The sequence below is a fragment of the Deinococcus budaensis genome, from assembly GCF_014201885.1.
Lineage (GTDB): Bacteria > Deinococcota > Deinococci > Deinococcales > Deinococcaceae > Deinococcus > Deinococcus budaensis.
The window spans coordinates 1-18962 of record NZ_JACHFN010000001.1; the positions used below are offsets into that span (position 1 = coordinate 1).

Genomic DNA, 18962 nt, shown 5'->3' on the forward strand with positions numbered 1-18962 from the left:
GGCCGGATTCTTCAGTACCTGATTCGACCCGCGAACCTGCATGACACCACGGTGGCGTACGAGCTGAATGCCAGATGGGGGGAGTTTGGTGGCCCCAAGATCATCGGAGATAAGGGGTACTGCTCTCTGGGCTTCGTGTATCCACCGAAGAAAAACACCCGGTACGACACGGGGTGGCGGTCAGACCGCCATCCCGTGTTCCGTCGTCGCGTGGAAACCGTATTTGCTCAGTTGGTGGAGTCGCAGATTCGTTCGGTGCAGACAAAAACGATGGGGTCACTGCGTCTGAGGACCGTCCTGGCCGTGATCGCCCATAACCTCAGCCAGCCCTAAACGACGTTATATAACGTAAGAACCTTTCTGCATCGATGTTAACTTCTAAGGACTTTTCTTTATCTCGCTGGTACCAACGTCTAGCAGCCCCTCGCACTATTGGAATTGAGATGGGGTCGTTGTTTGCTGCCTGCGCGGCAAGAATCGCTATGTTGATGGCATCTCGCGGTACTCCTTCTGCCGACCTTACAAGTTCTTCAAAAGCATTTATTTGCGTAAATCCTCTGCTGACCAACATGTCAGATGTGGCGTAAGAAGCTGTTTCAGGAAGATCGGCTCTTACATGACGGAAAAATAAATCTTTAAAAAATTCCTTCGATTTCTCGGCATCATTGTCGAATACCATGAAGTCATCAAGATTAACGTCTGCCGATATATCTGCACCTAGCTCAAATCCAATATAAGAACTGTCTCCGATAGATTCTCTAAAGTTCGCTCTTTGCTCAATTGCCGCAATCTTCAAAGTAACTTTTCTAATAGAAAGAATGGTTCTTTTCAACATGTCAGACGGATAGGGTTGTAAATCTTCGGGAATCACGCTCCACTCGTCCAGAAGGACATAGAGCCTCTTATCCACTAGGGTTAAGATTCCTTCCAGTGGATTTGAGATGGAACCGAAATGTATTCGGAGTCTTGCTTTCCCCTTGCTCAAATGTTTTTCGTTGGACTTTGAGGAGGATGCGAGCGTATCAGAAGAGTTGAGTGTTGCCGATGGATTCTGGGAAGCACTTACAGTAAGCCCTTGTTGTGAGCTGCGGGAATCCACGGCCTCCTTCGAAACCTCGCTTTCGATGTCTCCCTCCACCTTGATTTGCTCTAAGCCATTGGCTAGGTCCTCTAAAAGACGCACGGCCTTCTCAAATTTCTGATCAGAGTCCAACAAATCGTTGTTTAATAGAACATCTTGAAGTTTATGATAAATTTCGTTCCCAACGTCTACTAGAAGTTGGGAAACCCTTTCTGATTGACTTAGTTTATTATTACTGTAGATGCCTCCGTTTGACCCTATCGTCCGCAAATCTATAAGAAGCGGAAGGTCGCCAGATTTGCTAATACGATCAGCCAAATAGGTGAGGGCGTGGGTTTTTCCAGTACCTCTTCTTCCATAGATAATTTGATGATCGGGCGACATCAAAATATCACCTAGTAGGCCGCCGTCAACGAAAGTATCGACGAGTAGAGCGCTGTCAGCCTGTTCTGCCCTGCGTACGAGTCTTGCTAAAGCTGTATTAACCTCATTCGGCATTTCTATCCCTCCTGGTTATAGTTTGGAATAACATAGACAGTGTTCATGTTACCACGTAGTTCATATGCTGTCTTGTTCTCTGAAATAACCTTGTCCTCTGCCAATTTAGAGTAGGTATTCACGTATAAGGGTCCTCCAGATACCTCCGCAGCACTTCCAGCGGCGCATACGTCCCGGCCCGCAACGCCTCCTCGACCTTGCGCGCATGTGCCCAGGCGGCCCCGGCTAGGGCGGGGGAGACCCGGCCTGCCTCCACCGCCTCCTCCAACTCGTCGCCGTCGATGATGTGCGTTTCGCCCACGCGCCAGCCGGGCTGCCAGTCCGCGATCACGTCGAGATACAGATCGTCGCACCAGGGCAGGCCGCCTTCGCCCACGCCCTCACCGCCGTGAATGTCCACGTAAAGCTGCTCCGGTTGCCCCGCCGCGTTCAGCATGACGGTCAGGGCGTCCCCCAGCGCGCCCTCGCCCGTGCCGGTGGGGTGGGCACGGACCCAGCGGAAGCCGTGGTCGAGAATGCGGACGGTGCGGCTCCCGAACGGCACGTCCAGCGTGCGGGCGACCTCGTGGGCGGTGAAGTCCACGATCACGAAACCGGGCACCTGCGTCACCGTCTGGGTGTGGCGCCGGGCACGCGACCAGGGGCGCAGGTCGAAGGTCTTGCGCTTCACTGGAACTCCCGCAGGGCGCCCAGCAACAACTCGCCCTCGGTCGCCTGCACGCGCGCCCGCAGCGTGTCCACCGTGTCGCCCGGCAGCACCGGCACCCTGGAGTGCGCCAGCACCGGCCCCTCGTCGATCCCGGCCGTGACCAGATGCACGCTCGCGCCCGATTCCGCGTCCCCGGAGGCCAGCACCGCCGCGTGGACCCGGTCGCCGTACATCCCGCGCCCGCCGTGCCGGGGCAGCAGGCTGGGATGGATGTTCAGCAACCGCCCGGCGTAGGCTCCGAGCACCTGCGGCCCCAGCGCCTTCATGTAGCCGCTGAGGACCAGGGTGTCCACCCCCGCCCCCTGCAAGAAGGCCAGGACCGCCCGGTCGAGTTCGCCGGGATCGGGAAACCGGGCCGCGCTGAGGTGCGCCGTCCTCAGCCCCGCCTCCTGCGCCCAGGCCAGCGCCGCGCTGCCGCTGTTGTTGCTCGCCAGGGCGGCGGGCGTAGCCATCAGCCGCCCGTCCTGGCAGGCAGCGGTCAGAAAGCGGGCGGCGCTGCCCCCGTGCGAGGCGAGAAAGCCGAGGATCATGGGCGCCCCGCGCCGTCAGGGGTGAGTGGGGAGTGGTCAGTGGGAGAAGCTGGCGTCCGGCCGACTGACCACTCCCCCCTGACCACGAACCTCACTTCGCCAGTTCCTGAAGCAGATAGGCGCTCGTCAGAATCCCGTTGTGGTAGTCCTCCACGGCGAAGCTCTCGTTGGGCGAGTGGGGGGCGTCCTCGTTCAGGCCGAAGTCCACCAGCAGCACGGGAGCGCCCAGCAGCGTCCGGAAGGCCGCCACGATGGGGATGCTGCCCCCGGTGCGGGCAAAGGCGGCGGGTTTGCCGTACACCCGCGTCAGCGCGCGGTCGGCGGCCTGGACATAGGGGTTGTCGAGGTCCACCTTGACGGGCTGGCCGCCGTGCAGGCCCCGCACCTCGACCTTGGTCCCCTCGGGCGCCAGGGTGGGCACGTAGTCCTGCACCAGCCGGGTGATGCGCTCCGGGTCCTGGCCAGGCACCAGGCGCATGGAGACCTTGGCCCCGGCCTTCGCGGCGATCACGGTCTTGCTGCCCTCGCCCTGGTAGCCGCCCCAGATGCCGTTCACGTCCAGCGTGGGCCGCGCCCACAGCCGCTCCAGGGTGGCGTATCCCGCCTCGCCGGGCAGGGCCGGAACGCCGATGGAGGCGGCGAATTCCTCGTCGGAATGCGGCAGGCGCGCCCACATCTCGCGCTCCTCCTGGGTCAGTTCCTCCACGCCGTCGTAGAAGCCGGGGATGGTGACGCGGCCCTGGTCGTCCTTGAGCCCCGCGATGATCTCGGCCAGCGCGTTGATCGGGTTGGGCGCCGCGCCGCCGTAGGAGCCGGAGTGCAGGTCGCGGCTCGCCCCCTGCACGTGAATTTCCACGTAGCTCAGGCCGCGCAGCCCGTAGGTCACGGTGGGCACGTCGGGCGCGAAGCGGCTGCCGTCGGAAATCACAATCACGTCGGCCTTCAGCTCGCTCGCGTGCTCTTGCAGGTAGGCTTCGAGGTTGGGGCTGCCGACTTCCTCCTCGCCTTCGAGCAGGAACTTCACGTTCACGGGCAGCTCGCCCGCCCGGAGCAGCAGCTCGGCGCCGCGCACGTGGGCATAGGCCTGGCCCTTGTCGTCGGTGGCGCCGCGCGCGTAGATGCGCCCGTCCCGCACGGTCGGCTCGAAGGGGGGCGTCTCCCACTCCTCCAGCGGCGCTTCCGGCTGCACGTCGTAGTGCCCGTAGATCAGGACCGTGGGCTGGCCGGGGGCCGCGAGGCGCTCGGCGTACACCAGGGGGTGCCCGGCGGTCGGGTCCACCCGCGCCGTGAAGCCCAGGCCCTGCAACTTGGCCCGCAGGAATTCGGCGGCGCGGGCCATGTCGGGCGCGTGGGCGGGGTCGGCGCTCACGCTGGGAATCCGCAGCAGGTCGAACAGCTCCTGCTCGGCCTGGGCGCGGTCGTGGAGGGCGGCGAGGTCGGTCTGGGCCTGGGTCATGGGGCGATGATAGCGGGGGTGGTCGGTGGGAAGTGGTGCGTGGAGGCGGGAGACGGCGCGCTGCGCCTGCGCTCGGTGTTTCCCGTTCCCTGCGGCCCACTCTCCCCGGCCTCCTGCCATCCCCCTCAACCTCACCTTTCGCCACCTTCAAAAACCCTGCCTCCGGTATACTCAAGCAACGTATGCCCGCCGACTCCAAGCACCGTCCCGTGTACGTGATCTCGGTCGCGGCTGAACTCGTCGACATGCATCCCCAGACCCTGCGGCTGTACGAGCGCAAGGGCTTGATCCGTCCGGGGCGCAGCAGCGGCAAGACGCGGCTGTATTCCGAGCGCGACATCGAGCACCTGCGCGAGATCCGCCGCCTGACCCAGGAACTCGGCGTCAACCTCGCGGGCGTCGAGGAGGTGATGCGGCTCCAGCACGAACTCGACGACCTCCAGGGCGAGTTCGAGGCCGAGATCGAGCGCATCGAGGACGAGCTGCGCGGGCGGGCCGCCTCTCCCCAGGCCCTGCCTGCCGCCGACGGCCGCACCGATCCCAAGGACCGCCCGGTGTACGTGATCTCCATCGCCGCCGAACTGGTGGACATGCACCCGCAGACGCTGCGGCTGTACGAGCGCAAGCAGCTGATCCGCCCCGGCAGGAGCAGCGGCAAGACGCGGCTGTATTCCGAACGCGACATCGAGCATCTGCGCGAGATTCGCCGCCTGACCCAGGAACTCGGTGTCAACCTGGCTGGGGTCGAGGAGATCATGCGCCTGCGCCACGAACTCGACGGCGCGAAATTCCACATGGAGGGCAACGTGCGCCGCCTCCAGCAGGACATCACCGAGCGCATGACCAGCTGGCGCACCCTGCCCGCGCCGGACGGCCCGCGAGCGGAGGCGCCGGACCCCGCCCAGGAACCTGAAGAGGCCGAGGCGGCGGCGGCCGCTCCCGGGGTTCCGGCGGAATGATCCTGCCGGGCGGCCTGCGTCAGCGGGTGGACGCGGGGGTGGCCCTGCTCGTCGGTCGCCGCGACCACGCCCGCTGGGACCTGCCCGGCGGCGGCGTGGAGCCGGGCGAGGAGGTCGGGGCCGCCGCCCGCCGCGAGCTGCGCGAGGAAACGGGCCTCGGGGCCGGGCCACTCACGCTGCTGGGCGTCTTCAGCGGGGAGATGCCCAGCAACCTCTACCCGGACGGCTATGCGGTCGCCTGGGTGCCGGTGCCCGACCGGGGCGAGCCAGCCAGGGGCGCGGCGCGGGCCTCTTGCGCGGTCCTGTCCGCCGCCTCGCGCGGGGCGCCGTGAACGGTGCGCCCGCCCGCGCGCTGTGGGTGGTCGGGGACGTTCACGGCGCGCACGACAAGTTGCGCACGCTGCTGCTGGGCGCCCGGCTGATCACAGAGGACGGCAGCTGGAGCGGCGGCACGGCTCACCTCGCCTTTCTGGGCGATTACCTCGACCGGGGGCCGGACGGGCTGGGCGTGGTGCAGCTGGTGCGCGGGCTGGAGGCTGGGGCGCGGGCGGCGGGCGGGCAGGTGACGGCGCTGCTGGGCAACCACGAGGTGATGTTCCTGGCGGCGCTGCACTTTGCGCGGCGCGACCCGCACGACCGCCACGGCTTCCGCGACTACTGGCGCGCCAACGGCGGCCAGCCGGGAGACGCCGCGCGCGTGACCCCGGAAGACCTCGCCTGGCTGCTGGCCCGTCCCGCCCTGGCCCGCGCGGGCCGCTGGCTGCTGCTGCACGCCGACACGCCGATGTACCTGCGGCTGGGCGGCAGCCTGGAGGCGGTCAACGCCCGCGTGGCCGGGCTGCTGGGCAGCCACGATCCGCACGTCTGGGGCACCTTCGCCAACGCCTTTGCCGACCGCTTCGCCTTTGCCGCGCCGGGGGGCGAGCGCGCGGCGCAGAGCCTGCTGGACACCTTCGGCGGTGAGCGGCTGGCGCACGGCCACACCCCGGTGCCGCTGCTGCTGGGCGAGTCGCTGGCCGGGCCGGAAGACGGGAGCGACCGGGGGACCTGCGGCGCGGGCGCACCTCTGCTGTACGCGGGCGGGCGCTGCCTGGCCCTCGACAGCGCGCTGGCCTACCGCCCGCAGGCAGGCTTCCTGGCGCGGCTGAACGGGCGCGGCGTGGCGCAGGTCGTGACCTATGGGGGCGCAGGCGAGACGGTGCAGCAGGCCGGACCAGGCGGCCCGGCCCCGTGACGCCCCTTCCCGGCCGGCTCCTGCCGGGGCGCGGAACGGTACACTCCGGCCTGTGAGAACGTACAAGGTCGAAGTCGGGAACGTGACGCGCGAACTGCCGGTGGTGGAGGTCGCCCCGGGCGTCAGCGTGGCCCTCTTCAACATGCTGGGCGACACCGAGGTCACCGAGGCGGCCGGGCGGGCGCTGGCCGGGCTGTTGCCCCCGGACATCGACGTGCTGGTCACGCCCGAGGTCAAGGCGCTGTCGCTGGCGCACGTCATCAGCCGCGAGACGGGCAAGCCCTACATCGTGATTCGCAAGACCGAAAAGCCCTACATGGTCGATCCCATCGCCCGCGAGGTCGTCAGCATCACGACCGGCAAACCGCAGCTGCTGGTGCTCGACGGCTTCGACGTGGGCAAGGTGCGCGGCAAGCGGGTCGCCATCGTGGACGACGTGGTCTCCAGCGGCGGCACCCTGCACTCTTTGCGGCAGATTATCGAGGAGGTCGGCGGCGAGGTCGCGGCGGTCGTCGCCGTCTTTACCGAGGGCCAGGAGCGCCCCGACGTGACGGCGCTGGGGCACCTGCCGCTCTTTCAGTGAGCGCCGCATGAGGCCCGCAGGCGGGTGGGACCCTAACCCGCCTCTCCAGACCGCCCGCCTGCGCCTGGAACCGCAGCGGGCTGGCCACGCCGGGGCCATGCAGGCGGTGCTGGCCGACCCGCGCGTGCATGCCTTCTTGCCTTCCTCGCCGCCGGATGTGGAGGCCCTGCGGGAGCGTTTCGCGCGGCTGGAGTCGCGCCGCTCGCCGGACGGGCGGGAAGGCTGGCTCAACTGGGTCGTCTTCCCGCGCCTGGACGGCCCGGCCCTGGGCACGGTGCAGGCGACGGTGCGCCCGGTGGCCGCTGAGGCGGACCTAGCCTACGTGTTTGCCCCGCACGCGTGGGGTCAGGGCTATGGGACGGAGGCGGTGGGTGCCCTGCTGAGCTTCCTGGCGGGCCGTTGGGGCGTGCGGGAGGCGGTCGCCCAGGTCGATACCCGCAACCACGCCTCCATCCGCCTGCTGACCCGGCTGGGTTTTCGGCAGACCGGCTTCACGCCGCACGCCGACACCTTCCGGGGAGAGGGCAGCGACGAGTTCACCTTCCGGCTGCTGCTCGCGGCCCCTCGGGCAGACGGCCAGGCCTTCAGGTAGGGTGGGCGGCATGACTCAACTGGGCAAGAAGGCTCCCGAGGTCAGGACCCTGAGCGTCACGGTCGGGGACGTGATCCGCGAACTGGCGACCGTGCGGGTGGGCAGCGTGGGGCGGGTGCCGCTGGTGGAATTCCTGGGCGACCCCGCGCTGACCAACGCCGCCGCGCAGGCGCTGGTGCCGCTGATTCCGGCAGGCACCGATCTGCTGCTCACGGTCGTCACCAACGCCCTGCCGCTGGCCCACGAACTCAGCGACCGCGCCGGGCTGCCCTATGTGGTCGTCCGCAAGAAACGCCGCACCTACATGCAAGACCCCCTGATTCAGGACGTGCCCAGCATGACTCTGGGGGTCGCGGAAACCCTCTGGCTCGACGGCCCCCACGCCGCCCGCCTGAAGGGCCAGCGCGTGACCATCGTGCAAGACGTCGTGGCCTCGGGCGGCACCGCGCAGGCCCTGGCGCGGCTGACCGAGCGCGCGGGCGGCACCGTGCAGGGCTACCTCGCGGCCTTCAAGCAGGGCGAAAGCCGCCTGCCGGTCATCTACCTTCAGGAACTGCCCACCCACCTCTGAAGGTCAGGAGAAGGGGAGGGGCCGCCCCGGCATGTTTCCGGGGCGGCCCCTGTCGCTGGCATGGTCAGGCCGGGGGCGCCGCCGGGCGGCCCAGAATCTGCGGCAGGCGGTCTTCCAGGCGCAGCAGCGGCAGGTCGAACACCGTGCGGGCGGGTTCGCTCGGGGCCGTGTTGCCTGCCTTGAGCATCGCGTACTGGTCGCGGGTGATGGGCGGCTTGGGCAGCAGGCCCATCAGCGGCACGGCCAGGTTCATCAAGGCGAGCGGCACCGGCACGATGGGTTTTTTCTTGCCCAGCGCGGCGAGTTCCAGCTCCAGCAGTTGCCGGAAGGAGAACTCCTGTGGGCCGGTCAGGGCGTAGGTCTGCCCTGCGGTCTCGGGGCGGTCCAGCGCTCCGGCAAACGCCTGGGCCACGTCCTCCACGCTGACGGGCCGGAAGGGAAAGCGCCCGTCTCCGATCATGGGCACCACCGGCGCCTGCGAGACGAGGTCGCGCAGCACCCGCCCGAAAAAGTCGTCTCCGACGCCGAAAATCAGGCTGGGCTGGAAGATGGTCCAGGGCAGCCCGCTCGCGCGCACCAGCGCCTCGGCCTGGGCCTTGCTGCGGCTGTAGCCGCTCGCGCTGGCTTCGTCGGCGCCCAGGGCGCTCATGTGCAGGTAGCGGGCGCCGCGTGGGGTGGCGGCCAGCACGTGCCGGGTGCCTTCCACATGCACCCGCCCGAACGTCTGCTCGCCCGCCTCCGCGATGATGCCGACCAGATGCACGACCGCCTCCGGCGCGGCCCCCTGCACCGCGCGCAGCACGCTGGCGGGGTCGGTCACGTCGAGGCTCAGGCCCCGGGCGCCCGGCAGCCCCTCGCCCCGGCGCGATCCGGCGAAAACGGTGTGGCCCTGGCGCAGCAGTTCCTGCACGACTGCCCTGCCGACGAATCCGGTGGCTCCGGTAACCAGGATGTTCATGTGTCCTCCGTCTGTGGGTCGCTGGGGTCTGTGGAGTCCGGCGCTCTGGGACTCGGCGGGCGGTGCGCGGGAGAGGCGCCGGAATGCAGCCGCGCGATGATGGTCTCAGCGGCGTGCAGGGCGTCGGCCCCGGCGTAGTGGCCGCCCAAAGCTGCGGCCAGTTCGGGCCGCTGGTTGAGCAGCGCGCCGCCGTAAAAGACCGGGATGCCCAGCCCCGCCAGGGCGCCGAGCTGCGCCTGGGTGGGGCCGAGCGCCCACTCGCCGTTGAGGGCGATCAGCAGGGCGTCCACGCCGCCGGGACCGCGCTGCCGGGTGTAGGCCGCGAGTTCGGCCAGCGGGAGGTTGGCGCCCAGGTACTCGGCCCGCACGCCCCGGCGGCGCAGCAGCAGCGCCAGCATCAGCAGGCCGATCTCGTGGTGCTCGCCCGGGGCGCAGGCGGCCAGCACGGTCGGCCCGAACGCGCTGAGGCCCGCCAGCTCCAGCAGCGCCGCCAGCCGACCGCGCAAAAAAGCGCTGGCCTGGTGCTCGTGCGCCATGGTGATCTGGCCCTGTGCCCAGCGGGCGCCGATCTCGACCAGCGCGGGCGCCATCATGGTCAGCACGACTTCCTCGACGGTCAGGCGGGTGTGCGCCTCGGACAGCAGCGCGCCGGCCTGCCGCAGGTCCGAGGCGACCAGCGCGGCGACTAGTTCGGCGGCCAGCGGGGAAGGCGGGGCCGGCGCGGGCGGCTCGGCGAGCGCTTCGCCGGGCGCCTGCACAAGCTGCGCGGCGCGGCTGGCCGACACCCCGGCGAGCACGTGCGCCTGCATCTGCCCGATCTGCGCGAGGTCGTGGGGCGAGTAGAGGCGGTACCCGTTGGCGTGCCGCGCGGGGGCAGGCACGCCGTAGCGCCGCTCCCACTGCCGCAGGGTCGCGGCAGGCACGCCCGTGCGCGCCTCGGCCTCCGACGCCGTGAACATCGGCGTGGCGTCGGGAAGGGGGGCGGGTGTCATCTGGCCCTCATTGAGCCACGCCCACCCCGGCGACACCGTAAGCATTAAGGACATGCGTGCCCCGCGTCCCGGCATCTGTCCCGGGTGTGTCGCCTCTCCCCGGCTCTAAAATGGCCGGGCACGCGCGGGGCGCCAGTGGAAGAAAAAGCCTCAGCCCAGCCCCCTTCTGCCCCCACCATGCGCTCCCTGACCCTGCCCGCCCGCCTGTCCCTCGCCCGCCTGCTGGCCGTATCGCGCCCCGCGCTGTGGGTGAACACGGTCGGCCCGCTGGTCATGGGCCTGTGGCTGACCGGGCGGCTGTGGACGCCTGATCCCGCGTGGTGGCTGCTGCTGGCGTACCTCACGCTGCCGTTCAACCTGCTGATCTACGGCCTGAACGACCTCTCCGACCGCGAGGAGGACGCCGTCTCCGGGCGCAAGGGCGGGTGGCAGGGCGCTCGCCTGGGCGCCGGGGAAGGCGGGCCGCTGCTGGGGGCGGTGCTGGCGCTGAACCTGCCGTTCCTGGCGGCGCTGGCGCTGTTGCTGCCGCCCGGCGCTTTCGCGCTGCTGCTGGGCGCGGCGGCGCTGTTCGTCGCCTACAGCGTGCCCCCGCTGCGCCTGAAGGGCCGCCCCTTTCTCGACGGCCTCAGCAACGTCGCCTACGCGTTGCCGCTGGCTCTCCCAGCGCTGGCCCTGGGCGAGCCGGTGCCCGCGCTGCCACTGGCTGCCCTGATGGCCTACGCGGTGGGCAAGCACGCCTTTGACGCCGCGCAGGACGTGCCCGCCGACCGCGCCGCCGGGGTGCGGACGGTGGCGACCACCCTGGACGTGCGCGGCGCGGCCCTGTATGCCCTGGGGTGGTTCGGGCTGGCCGGGGCGCTGCTGTGGCCGGTCAGCCGCCTGACCGCCGCCGCCCTGTGGCTGGTATGCGGCGGCATGGGCCTGGCGCTGCTGCGGCGGCCCACCCCGGCCCGCGCTGCCCGGCTCTATCCCCTCAGCATCGTCACGCCCTGGATCGTGGGAACGGCGGCAGGGATGCCGCTGGTGTACCTGCTGGCGCGCGGGCTGTGGCCATGAAGGAAGTGCGGTCGGCCGCGCCCTGGTCCATCGGCCTTCTCGGCGGCGGGATCGCGGGGCTGGCGCTGGCGGCGCTGCTGGGGGAGCGGGGGCACGCGGTCACCGTGTACGAACGGGACCGGGTGGGGGGCAAGCTGCGGCGGATCACGGTGGGCGGGCTGGCCTTCGACACCGGCCCCAGCCTTTTTACCTTTCCGGAGGTCTGGCGGGCGTTGCTGGCGCGGCTAGGCGAGCCTGACCCGCTGGACCTGCGTCCGCTGCCCGGCGGACTGGGGGTGCACCACACCCCCTTCGGCGCCGCGCCGCTGCCGGTGCCGCCGGGGCATCCGCTGCACCCGGCCTGGGAGGCGTACCGCGCGCCGGCCCGTCCCCTCGCCGGGCACCTGACGACCCTCCTCACGACGCCGCCCCGCCTGAGTGACCCTACCTTTCGGCGGGGGAGCGCGGCTCTTTTTCGGGCGACGGGGGGACAGCCCACCGCTGAGGGGTGGGTGCGGGCGCGGCGGCTGCCCCCGGCACTGACCCACGCGGTGGGCACCCACGCCCTGAACGCGGGCCTGACTCCGCAGGACGCCCCAGCGCTGTACGCGCTGATTCCGGCCCTCGCCGCAGACGCGGTGTTCCGGCCCGCCCGGGGCATGGGCGCGCTGCTGGACGCCCTGCTCGCCTTCGCCGCCGCGCGCGGGGTGCAGGTCGAGGAGGGCGCGGAGGTGGCCCGCGTGGACCCCCGCACCGCCCGCCTCACGCTGAGCGGGGGAGAGGAGCGCCGCCACGACCTGCTGGTCAGTGCCCTGGACCCCGCGCGGCTGGCCGGAGTGCTGGGCCGACCCGTCCGCTCGCCCGTCGCCCGCCGCACGGTGAGCGGAGTGGCGCTCTACGCCGCGCTGCCGGGAGACGCGGGGCTGCCCCCCACCTCGGTCCTGCCGCCCGCCGATTTTGCCCGCTTTCGCGCGGCGGTGCGGGCAGGAGCGCTGCCGCCGGACACCCTGGCCCTCGTCCACGCCGACGGCCCCCGGCTCGCCGTGCTGCTCACGGCCCCGGCCACCGCCCGCGACCTGAGGCCGGAGCATCCCTGGGTGCGGGCGCAGGTCGGGCGGGTCGAGCGCACGCTGGGGGTGCCGGGCCTGCTCGCCTCGGCGCGGGACGTACTGGCCCTGCCGCCCAGGCACTACGCGGCGGGCGGGCACCCCGGCGGCGCGATCTATGGGGCGGCCCTGCCCGCCTGGCGCGGCGGTCCCCTGCACCCCCAGCCGTACCGCCCCCGGCCCCGGCTGTGGCAGGTGGGGACCGGGGTGCATCCCGGCGGGGGGCTTCCGGCGATCCTGGGCGGGGCGCTGATCGTAGATACGCTGCTGGGGGAAAGCGGCGTCTAGGCGCCGGGACCGGACTCGCGCGGGGCAAACCCCTCCCGCTGGAGGGCGGTGAGAAGAGGAGCCGGTTGGCCGCACCCGGCACGGAAAGGGCCGCCTCTATCTGCGGGGGCGGCCCTTCTCGCGCTGCTCTTTGGCCAGGGGTTACTGCCCGGTGATCGCCTTCAGCGGGTTGACCAGCCCGTAGCCGAAGTTGTCGTCCCGGCCCGCCGCGCCCAGATCCTTGGCGGTCGAGGTGAGCAGGCTCAGCAGCTGCGCGTTGGTCAGGCCCGGCTTGGCGGCCCAGACCACAGCGGCGGCGGCGCTGACGTGTGGGGTCGCCATGCTGGTGCCGTCGAGGTACTCGTAGTCCGCGCCCGTCACGCTGACCGTGCCCGTGGTGGGCAGCTGGCCCAGCAGGCCCTGGCCGTCCGCCTGGGTCAGGCCCACGACCGGCACGGAAGGGGCGTTGGTCAGGCTCATGCCCAGCGCGCCCGCCGTGTTGTTGTAGATCATGACGGCCTTGGCGCCGCTGCCGACCGCGTTGGCGGTCTTTTCCTCGAAGGAGCAGGTGCCGCGTGCAATGAGGGCGATGTTGCCGCTCAGGGCCGGGTTGCGGGTGCCCACGCCGCACAGTTCGTTGTTCGTGCCGCCCGCCGCCACCACCGCGCCCGTGAAGGTCGCCTTGGCGCTGAGGTCGGCCGCCTGCACGTCGCTGAAGGTCACCCCGCCGCCCGAGGCCGAGGCGCGGGTGCCCTGGCCCAGCGGAATGGTGCTCAGCACCCGCACGCCGGGGCCGACCAGATCGACCTGGGCGCCGAAGTTGGAGAAGTCGGCCCTGGCCTCGGCGTCGTCGATGGCGCCCACGCCGACCACGTTGGTGTAGGCGGCGGGGTACGAGACGGCGGCCCCGTCGTTGCCGGTCGCGGCAATCACCAGCGCGCCCTTGTTGTACACGCTGGTGTAGGCGCGCTGCTCGGTCTGGCTGGCGCGGCCCCCGCCCAGCGACAGGCTGATCACGACCTTGTTCTCGGTGCCGCCCTGGCTCTTGAGCTGCGCGGCGCACCAGTTCACCCCGTTGATGATCGCGCTGGAGCTGCCCGACCCCGTGTCGCCCAGCACGCGCGCCATGTACAGGTTCACGCCCGTCGCCGCGCCGACCACGCCGTTCGGGTCCATGCCGCTCTGCTGCCCCGCCGCGCCGGTTCCCGCCCCGTACTGCGCGAACACCGTGCCCGCCACGTGGGTGCCGTGGTGCGAGAGGTCGTTGAGCGCGTAGGGGTCGTTGCGGTTGGTTTCGGTGGTCACGAAGTTCTTGAAGCCCCTCAGCTTGCGCGCGAACTCGGGGTGGTTGCCGTCGATCCCGGTGTCCCCGATGCACACCGCCACGCCCGCCCCGGTGTAGTTGCTGGCCCGCAGCTGCGAGACGCGCAGGGCATTGTCGCCCCAGGTGTACTCGCCGCTGGGGGCGTAGAGCGGGGTCGCCTGCGCGTTCAGCGCCTGCGTACCCAGGCGGGCGCCGCCCGCGTCCGTGCCGCCGCTGCGCCGCCCCATCGCGTGGCGCTCCAGGTCAGGCTCCACGTACTCGACCAGCGGGTTGCCCCGCAGCTTGGCGAGTGCGGCGGCGTCCAGCCGCACGGCGGCGGCGCTGAGATCGGCCCACTGGCTCGTCAGCGTGCCTCCGGCGGCCGTGATCGCCTGCGCCTGAAGCTGCGCCTGCGCCGCCAGCTCCTGCGCGCTCAGGCCCTGCGCCCCCAGCCGCTCCCAGCGGAACCCCACCAGGTAGGCGTCTCCGGCCGCCGCGACCGGCGTGGGCGCGGCGGCCACCGGCCCGCTTCCCCCCTGCGGAACCTGGGCCTGCTGCCCACAGGCGGCGAGGGTGAGGGCGAGGGTGGCGGCCAGCAGGGAACGGGTACGCGACATGAAAACCTCCGGGATAAGGGGCTGAGAAACAGCGGGCGACCGCGCCGCACCGCGGGGCCGTGCGGACCAAGCTGAGGCGGGACGGCCCTGGCTCTGTGTTGGATGTGGGAGGGATGTTAGAGCGCAGATGTCCCGGCCCACCTCTCACATCTAGACAGCTCTGGACCGGGTCAAAAACCTGCCGGAAGGCCGTCCAGGCCAGCCTTCAGCCGGGAGAGGCCCCTGATCTTCGTCCCCGCCTGCCTGTCGGGGCGCCTATCCTGCTGTGCCCATCCGGCAGCCCCGGCGCCCAAAGGCGGGAGGCCGGTCTGTCACGACCGGCCTCCCCGAGCCTGCGGAGTCGCCGCCTACCAGCGCTCGGTGACGGTCTTGAGCTGCAGGAAGTTGGCGAGGTAATCCGGACCGCCCGCCTTGGAGTCGGTGCCGCTCATGTAATACCCGCCGAAGGGCTGCACGCCCACGATGGCCCCGGTGATCTTGCGGTTGAAGTACAGGTTCCCGGCCTCGAACTCAAAGCGGGCCTGTTCCAGCCGCTCGCGCCGGTTGCTGATGACGCCGCCGGTCAGGCCGTACTCGGTCGCGTTGGCGATTTCCAGTGCGTGCGCCCAGTCGCGCGCGCGCAGCACGCTGACGACCGGCCCGAAGATCTCCTCCTGCGCGAGGCGGGCGTGCGCGTCCACGTCCCCCACGACTGTGGGCTGGATGTAGTAGCCCGTCTTGCCGTTCGCCTCGCCGGGGGCCTCGCCGCCCAGCAGCACCTTCCCCTCCTGCGGGGCGAGGTCCAGATAGCCGCTGATCTTGTCGAAGCTCATCTGGTTGACCACGGCGGTCACGTTGGCGTTCTCCTCGCCCGTGCCGAGTTGGAGCCCCCGCGCCCGCTCGACGAACTGCCCCACGACCGTGTCATACACCTCGTCCACCACGATCAGGCGGCTCATCGCGCTGCACTTCTGGCCGTTGAAGCCGAAGGCCCCCTGCACGGCGGCGGTCACCGCCACGTCCAGGTCCGCCGTCTCGTCCACGATCAGGGCGTCCTTGCCGCCGAGTTCGAGAATCACCTTCTTGATCCACTTCTGGCCGGGCATGGTCCTCGCCGCGACCTCGTTGATGTGCAGGCCCACCGCCCGCGACCCGGTAAAGGTGATAAAGCGCGTCCGCGCGTGGGTGGTGAGATACTCGCCCACCTCCTTGCCGACGCCCGGCAGGAATTGCAGCACCCCGGCGGGCAGCCCGGCTTCCAGCATGACGTCCACCATGAACCCGGCGATCAGGCCTGAGTCCTCGGCGGGCTTGGCGATCACGCAGTTCCCGGCCACGATGGGCGCGGCGGCCATCCCGATAAAGATCGCGCAGGGAAAGTTCCAGGGGCTGATCGAGACGCCCACGCCCAGCGGCAGGTACATCAGGCCGTTTTCCTCGCCCTCGAACCAGGTCGTCTCGGCGGCGCCGAAGCCCGCGTATTTCATGGCGCTGCGGGCGTAGTACTCCAGGAAGTCGATGGCCTCCGCGACTTCCACGTCGGCCTCGGCGTAGTTCTTGCCGACCTCGATGCTCATCAGGGCGCAGGCTTCCAGGCGGCGGCGCTTCAGGATCGCGGCGGCTTTCAGCAGGATGCGGGCGCGGGCGTCCATGTCCCACTTCTTCCAGCTCTCGAAGGCGGCCCAGGCGCCGTCCAGGGCACGCTGAGCATCCTTGACCGTGGCCTTGGCAGTCGTGCCCACCACTTCCGAGGTGTCGCAGGGGTTGAGCGAGGTCAGTTTTTCAGCGGTGTCCACCCGTTCCCCGTCGATGATCAGCGGGTAGTGCTTGCCGACGAGTTCGGCGCGGACCTTTTTCAGCGCCTCCTGGTACGCCTGCACATTCTCGGGCCGGGTGAAGTCGGTGAAGGGCTGGGGGCGGTAGTCCTGAATTTTAAGCATGGGAGGTCTCCTGAGTGAGAAGGGGGGCCACGTCGCGGGCGAAGTCGTCAAACGACCGGGGCGCTCTTCCCAGCAGCCGGGCCGTGTCGGGGGTCACCCGTGCGGCCAGGCCGAAGCGGGCAGTGGCGTAGATCGCCTCCATCACCATGACCTGCGCGGTCGGCACCCCCCGCGCCCGCATGTGCCGGAAAAAGGCCAGCGGGCTGGGGTCCGTGTAGCGGACGGGCCGCCCCGTCGCGGCGCTGAACTTCTGGGCGACTTCCGTATAGGTCAGCGCCCCGGGGCCGGTCAGCTCGTAGGCTTGCCCCGCGTGGCCCGGCTCGGTGAGCACCAGGGCCGCCACCTCCGCGATGTCGCGCACATCGATAAAACTGGTGCGGCCCCGCCCCGCCGGAACATAGACCTCGCCCCGCCGCAGCTCGGGCAGGTGGGTGGTGGTCAGGTTCTGCATGAAAAAGGAGGGCCGCAGCAGCGTGTAGGCCGCGCCGCTCGCCCGCAGGTAGTGTTCGAGCTGGGCGTGGGGCACGAAGGTGATCTTCTCGGCGCCCTGTAAGGAAAGCAGCGCCATGTGCCGTACCCCGGCGCCCAGCGCCACGTCGAGCGCGGGCACCATGTCGCGGCCCACCTGACTGACCTGTGGGGGCCGCACCACGAACAGCCGGTCGACCCCCTGCATCGCCCCCACGTAGGTTCGGCGGTCCCCGAACTCCAGCGGGCGGTACTCCAACTCCGGCGCCTCGCCCAGCACGCGGCGGGCTTCCTCGGGGCGGCGGGCCAGCACCCGCACCCGCGCGCCGCGCGAGAGCAGCGCCCGCACCAGCGGCGTGCCCACGTTGCCGGGCGCGCCCGTCACCCCGATCAAGGGGCCGCTCATCCTTTCAGCATGCCGCGCAGCACGAACAGCACGTTGGCGGGGCGCTCGGCGATGCGGCGCGAGAAGTACGGGTACCAGTCGCGGCCGTAGGGGATATAGGCGCGCACCCGGTAGCCTTGCGCGGCCAGTTCCCGTTGCAGGTCGCGCCGGATGCCGTAGAGCATCTGGAACTCGAAGGCGTCCTTGCGGATGCCGTGGGCCAGCACGAAATGTTTCACGTCCGCGATGATGGACTCGTCGTGGGTGGCGACGTTCACGTACTGCGCTCCCCCAGTCTGGCCCGCCTGCATGTGCGCGTACACCAGCTTGCGGTAGCTGGCGTCCACGTCGGCCTTGTCGGGCATGGCGACCGTGTCCGGCTCCAGGTACGCGCCCTTCACGATCCGGAGGTTGGGCGAGAGGTCGTCCAGTGCGGCGCGGTCGGCCTCCGAGCGGTAGAGGTAGCTCTGGAGCACCGTGCCGACGTGCTGGCGGCCAAATTCGTTCACCAGCGTGCGGAACTGCGCGAGGGTCTGGTCCACCCGGGGGTGGTCTTCCATATCCAGGCACACGAACCCGCCGTACTCCTTCGCGCGGCCCACGATGCGCCGGGCGTTGGTCAGGCCGAGGTCCTCGCCGCCGACGGCCATGCCCTGCCCGATGCTCGACAGCTTGACGCTGACGTAGGGGGTGATTCCGGCGGCGTGGGCCTCGTCAAGCAGGTGCAGGACCTTGGCCGCGAACTCGTCGGCGGTGTCCGGCGACGTGACGAACTCGCCCAGCAGGTCGAGGTTCCCCAGAATGCCGTCTCCTTCCAGCTCCTTGACGGCGGCGATGGCGGAAGCGGCGTCCTCTCCGGCGACGAAGCGCTGCGCCAGCCCGTAGCCGCGCGCGCGCACGAGGTCTTCGACGAACTTCTGCCCCGAGACGGTCAGGACAGCCTTGCGGTACATCTGGTCGATCATGGCGTTTCTCCGAGGTTCTGCATCACGAGAGGGGCAAAGGTGCGGACGTGCGTGCGGGCCGCCTCGCGGGCGGCGTCCGCGTCGCGCGCGAGGACGGCGCTGAGAATCGCGCCGTGCTGCGCGGCGGTGTCCGGGTGGGCATTGTAGATGCGCGTCTGGTGCTTGATCAGCGCCACCCGCAGCGAGAGCCAGCGCGCCAGCTCGGCCAGCGCGGTGTTGTGGGCCGCCAGCGTGACCTCCCGGTGAAAGGCGAGGTCGAGCCGGGTCTGCTCGCGGTAGTCGCCGCCCGGCGCGGCGTTGAGGGCGTCCAGGGCGCCCCGCAGCGCCCCCGCATCGGCCTCGGTGTGGGCCTGGGCCGCCAGCGCCGCCGCCAGGCCGTCGAGTTCCTCGCGCACCACGTAGGTGCCCTGCGCCTCGGCGGCGCTCACGGTCCGCACCCGCACGCCCTTGTTCGCCTCGGCCACCAGCAGGCCGTCTTGCGTCAGCCGCATGATCGCCTCGCGGACCGGGGTGCGGCTCACGCCCAGCCGCTCGCCGAGTTCCACCTCGCCCAGCCGCTCGCCGGGCGCAATCTCGCCGTCCAGCACGGCGCGGCGCAGGTGGCCATACACGCCGTCGCGCACCAGGGTGGGCCGCTCGAAAGGGGTCATTGTGGATATTGTATACAATGCGATCCCCTCCAACAAGCCCAGGGTTGGGTTTGCCTCCCCCGGGAGGTTCAGCGCCCGCAAGGC

Annotated in this window: 20 protein-coding genes; 9 read left to right on the forward strand and 11 right to left on the reverse strand. The window is 70.0% G+C overall.

The features are described 5' to 3' along the window. The coding region (locus HNQ09_RS00005; protein ID WP_484482065.1) for a transposase family protein at positions 1–333 on the forward strand (333 nt) is incomplete at its 5' end. Here HNQ09_RS00005 and HNQ09_RS00010 read toward each other — a convergent pair. The 4 genes from HNQ09_RS00010 to HNQ09_RS00025 all read right to left on the reverse strand — a co-directional run bounded on the left by HNQ09_RS00010 (position 320) and on the right by HNQ09_RS00025 (position 4274). Continuing rightward, positions 320–1579 carry a hypothetical protein gene (locus tag HNQ09_RS00010; RefSeq protein WP_184023751.1) on the reverse strand — a complete coding sequence of 420 codons (1260 nt, stop codon included), beginning with the start codon at positions 1577–1579 and terminating at the stop codon, positions 320–322. The two genes, HNQ09_RS00005 and HNQ09_RS00010, sit on opposite strands and share 14 nt — an antisense overlap. Before the next feature lie 118 nt (positions 1580–1697). Then, positions 1698–2249 carry a DUF402 domain-containing protein gene (locus tag HNQ09_RS00015; protein ID WP_184023754.1) on the reverse strand — a complete coding sequence of 184 codons (552 nt, stop codon included), beginning with the start codon at positions 2247–2249 and terminating at the stop codon, positions 1698–1700. Then, positions 2246–2818: a phosphoribosylglycinamide formyltransferase gene (purN, locus tag HNQ09_RS00020; RefSeq protein ID WP_184023757.1), complete on the reverse strand. Its 573-nt coding sequence runs from the start codon at positions 2816–2818 to the stop codon at positions 2246–2248. Before purN ends, HNQ09_RS00015 begins: the two co-directional genes overlap by 4 nt. A 91-nt stretch (positions 2819–2909) precedes the next feature. Further along, the gene (locus tag HNQ09_RS00025; RefSeq protein ID WP_184023760.1) at positions 2910–4274 is read right to left on the reverse strand and encodes a dipeptidase; all 1365 of its coding nucleotides are present in this window, start codon (positions 4272–4274) and stop codon (positions 2910–2912) included. Positions 4275–4456: 182 nt separating this feature from the next. Here HNQ09_RS00025 and hspR point away from each other — a divergent pair, with 182 nt between their 5' ends. Genes hspR through HNQ09_RS00055 form a run of 6 tightly spaced genes read left to right on the forward strand, consistent with a single transcriptional unit; the run spans position 4457 to position 8213 of the window. Continuing rightward, positions 4457–5233: a heat shock protein transcriptional repressor HspR, fused homodimer type gene (hspR, locus tag HNQ09_RS00030; RefSeq protein WP_184023764.1), complete on the forward strand. Its 777-nt coding sequence runs from the start codon at positions 4457–4459 to the stop codon at positions 5231–5233. Continuing rightward, positions 5230–5565 carry an NUDIX domain-containing protein gene (locus tag HNQ09_RS19070; RefSeq protein WP_184023766.1) on the forward strand — a complete coding sequence of 112 codons (336 nt, stop codon included), beginning with the start codon at positions 5230–5232 and terminating at the stop codon, positions 5563–5565. The genes hspR and HNQ09_RS19070 overlap by 4 nt, the downstream gene beginning before the upstream one ends. Continuing rightward, positions 5562–6467, forward strand: coding sequence for a metallophosphoesterase (locus HNQ09_RS00040; RefSeq protein WP_343057538.1), 906 nt, complete (start codon positions 5562–5564; stop codon positions 6465–6467). Before HNQ09_RS19070 ends, HNQ09_RS00040 begins: the two co-directional genes overlap by 4 nt. Before the next feature lie 52 nt (positions 6468–6519). Beyond that, the gene (locus tag HNQ09_RS00045) at positions 6520–7050 is read left to right on the forward strand and encodes a phosphoribosyltransferase family protein (protein ID WP_184023768.1); all 531 of its coding nucleotides are present in this window, start codon (positions 6520–6522) and stop codon (positions 7048–7050) included. Positions 7051–7057: 7 nt separating this feature from the next. Next, the gene (locus HNQ09_RS00050; RefSeq protein ID WP_184023770.1) at positions 7058–7642 is read left to right on the forward strand and encodes a GNAT family N-acetyltransferase; all 585 of its coding nucleotides are present in this window, start codon (positions 7058–7060) and stop codon (positions 7640–7642) included. A gap of 10 nt (positions 7643–7652) precedes the next feature. Next, positions 7653–8213 carry a phosphoribosyltransferase family protein gene (locus HNQ09_RS00055; protein WP_184023772.1) on the forward strand — a complete coding sequence of 187 codons (561 nt, stop codon included), beginning with the start codon at positions 7653–7655 and terminating at the stop codon, positions 8211–8213. 64 nt (positions 8214–8277) lie between these two features. On the opposite strand, the gene HNQ09_RS00060 is transcribed toward HNQ09_RS00055, so the two are convergent. Together HNQ09_RS00060 and HNQ09_RS00065 are read right to left on the reverse strand one after the other, a co-directional pair. Further along, complete coding sequence (locus HNQ09_RS00060) at positions 8278–9171, reverse strand: complex I NDUFA9 subunit family protein (RefSeq protein WP_184023774.1); 894 nt, start codon at positions 9169–9171, stop codon at positions 8278–8280. Beyond that, complete coding sequence (locus HNQ09_RS00065) at positions 9168–10163, reverse strand: MerR family transcriptional regulator (RefSeq protein WP_184023777.1); 996 nt, start codon at positions 10161–10163, stop codon at positions 9168–9170. Before HNQ09_RS00065 ends, HNQ09_RS00060 begins: the two co-directional genes overlap by 4 nt. A gap of 177 nt (positions 10164–10340) precedes the next feature. On the opposite strand from HNQ09_RS00065, the gene HNQ09_RS00070 reads away from it, so the two are divergent. Together HNQ09_RS00070 and HNQ09_RS00075 are read left to right on the forward strand one after the other, a co-directional pair. Beyond that, the gene (locus tag HNQ09_RS00070; RefSeq protein ID WP_184023779.1) at positions 10341–11219 is read left to right on the forward strand and encodes a UbiA family prenyltransferase; all 879 of its coding nucleotides are present in this window, start codon (positions 10341–10343) and stop codon (positions 11217–11219) included. Continuing rightward, positions 11216–12592 carry a phytoene desaturase family protein gene (locus tag HNQ09_RS00075; protein WP_184023782.1) on the forward strand — a complete coding sequence of 459 codons (1377 nt, stop codon included), beginning with the start codon at positions 11216–11218 and terminating at the stop codon, positions 12590–12592. The genes HNQ09_RS00070 and HNQ09_RS00075 overlap by 4 nt, the downstream gene beginning before the upstream one ends. Before the next feature lie 141 nt (positions 12593–12733). Here the strand turns inward: HNQ09_RS00075 and HNQ09_RS00080 are convergent, their stop codons facing one another. The 5 genes from HNQ09_RS00080 to HNQ09_RS00100 form a co-directional block, all read right to left on the reverse strand. After that, entirely contained in the window at positions 12734–14491 is a 1758-nt protein-coding gene (locus tag HNQ09_RS00080; protein WP_184023785.1) for a S8 family serine peptidase, read from the reverse strand. A gap of 347 nt (positions 14492–14838) precedes the next feature. Next, entirely contained in the window at positions 14839–16410 is a 1572-nt protein-coding gene (pruA, locus tag HNQ09_RS00085) for an L-glutamate gamma-semialdehyde dehydrogenase (RefSeq protein ID WP_184023787.1), read from the reverse strand. Further along, a complete protein-coding gene (locus HNQ09_RS00090) occupies positions 16403–17284 on the reverse strand; it encodes an SDR family oxidoreductase (protein WP_184023790.1) in 882 nt (293 codons plus the stop codon). Before HNQ09_RS00090 ends, pruA begins: the two co-directional genes overlap by 8 nt. Further along, the gene (locus tag HNQ09_RS00095) at positions 17281–18228 is read right to left on the reverse strand and encodes a proline dehydrogenase family protein (RefSeq protein ID WP_184023793.1); all 948 of its coding nucleotides are present in this window, start codon (positions 18226–18228) and stop codon (positions 17281–17283) included. The genes HNQ09_RS00090 and HNQ09_RS00095 overlap by 4 nt, the downstream gene beginning before the upstream one ends. Beyond that, positions 18225–18878: a GntR family transcriptional regulator gene (locus HNQ09_RS00100; RefSeq protein ID WP_184023796.1), complete on the reverse strand. Its 654-nt coding sequence runs from the start codon at positions 18876–18878 to the stop codon at positions 18225–18227. The genes HNQ09_RS00095 and HNQ09_RS00100 overlap by 4 nt, the downstream gene beginning before the upstream one ends. Between the last annotated feature and the right edge of the window lie 84 nt (positions 18879–18962).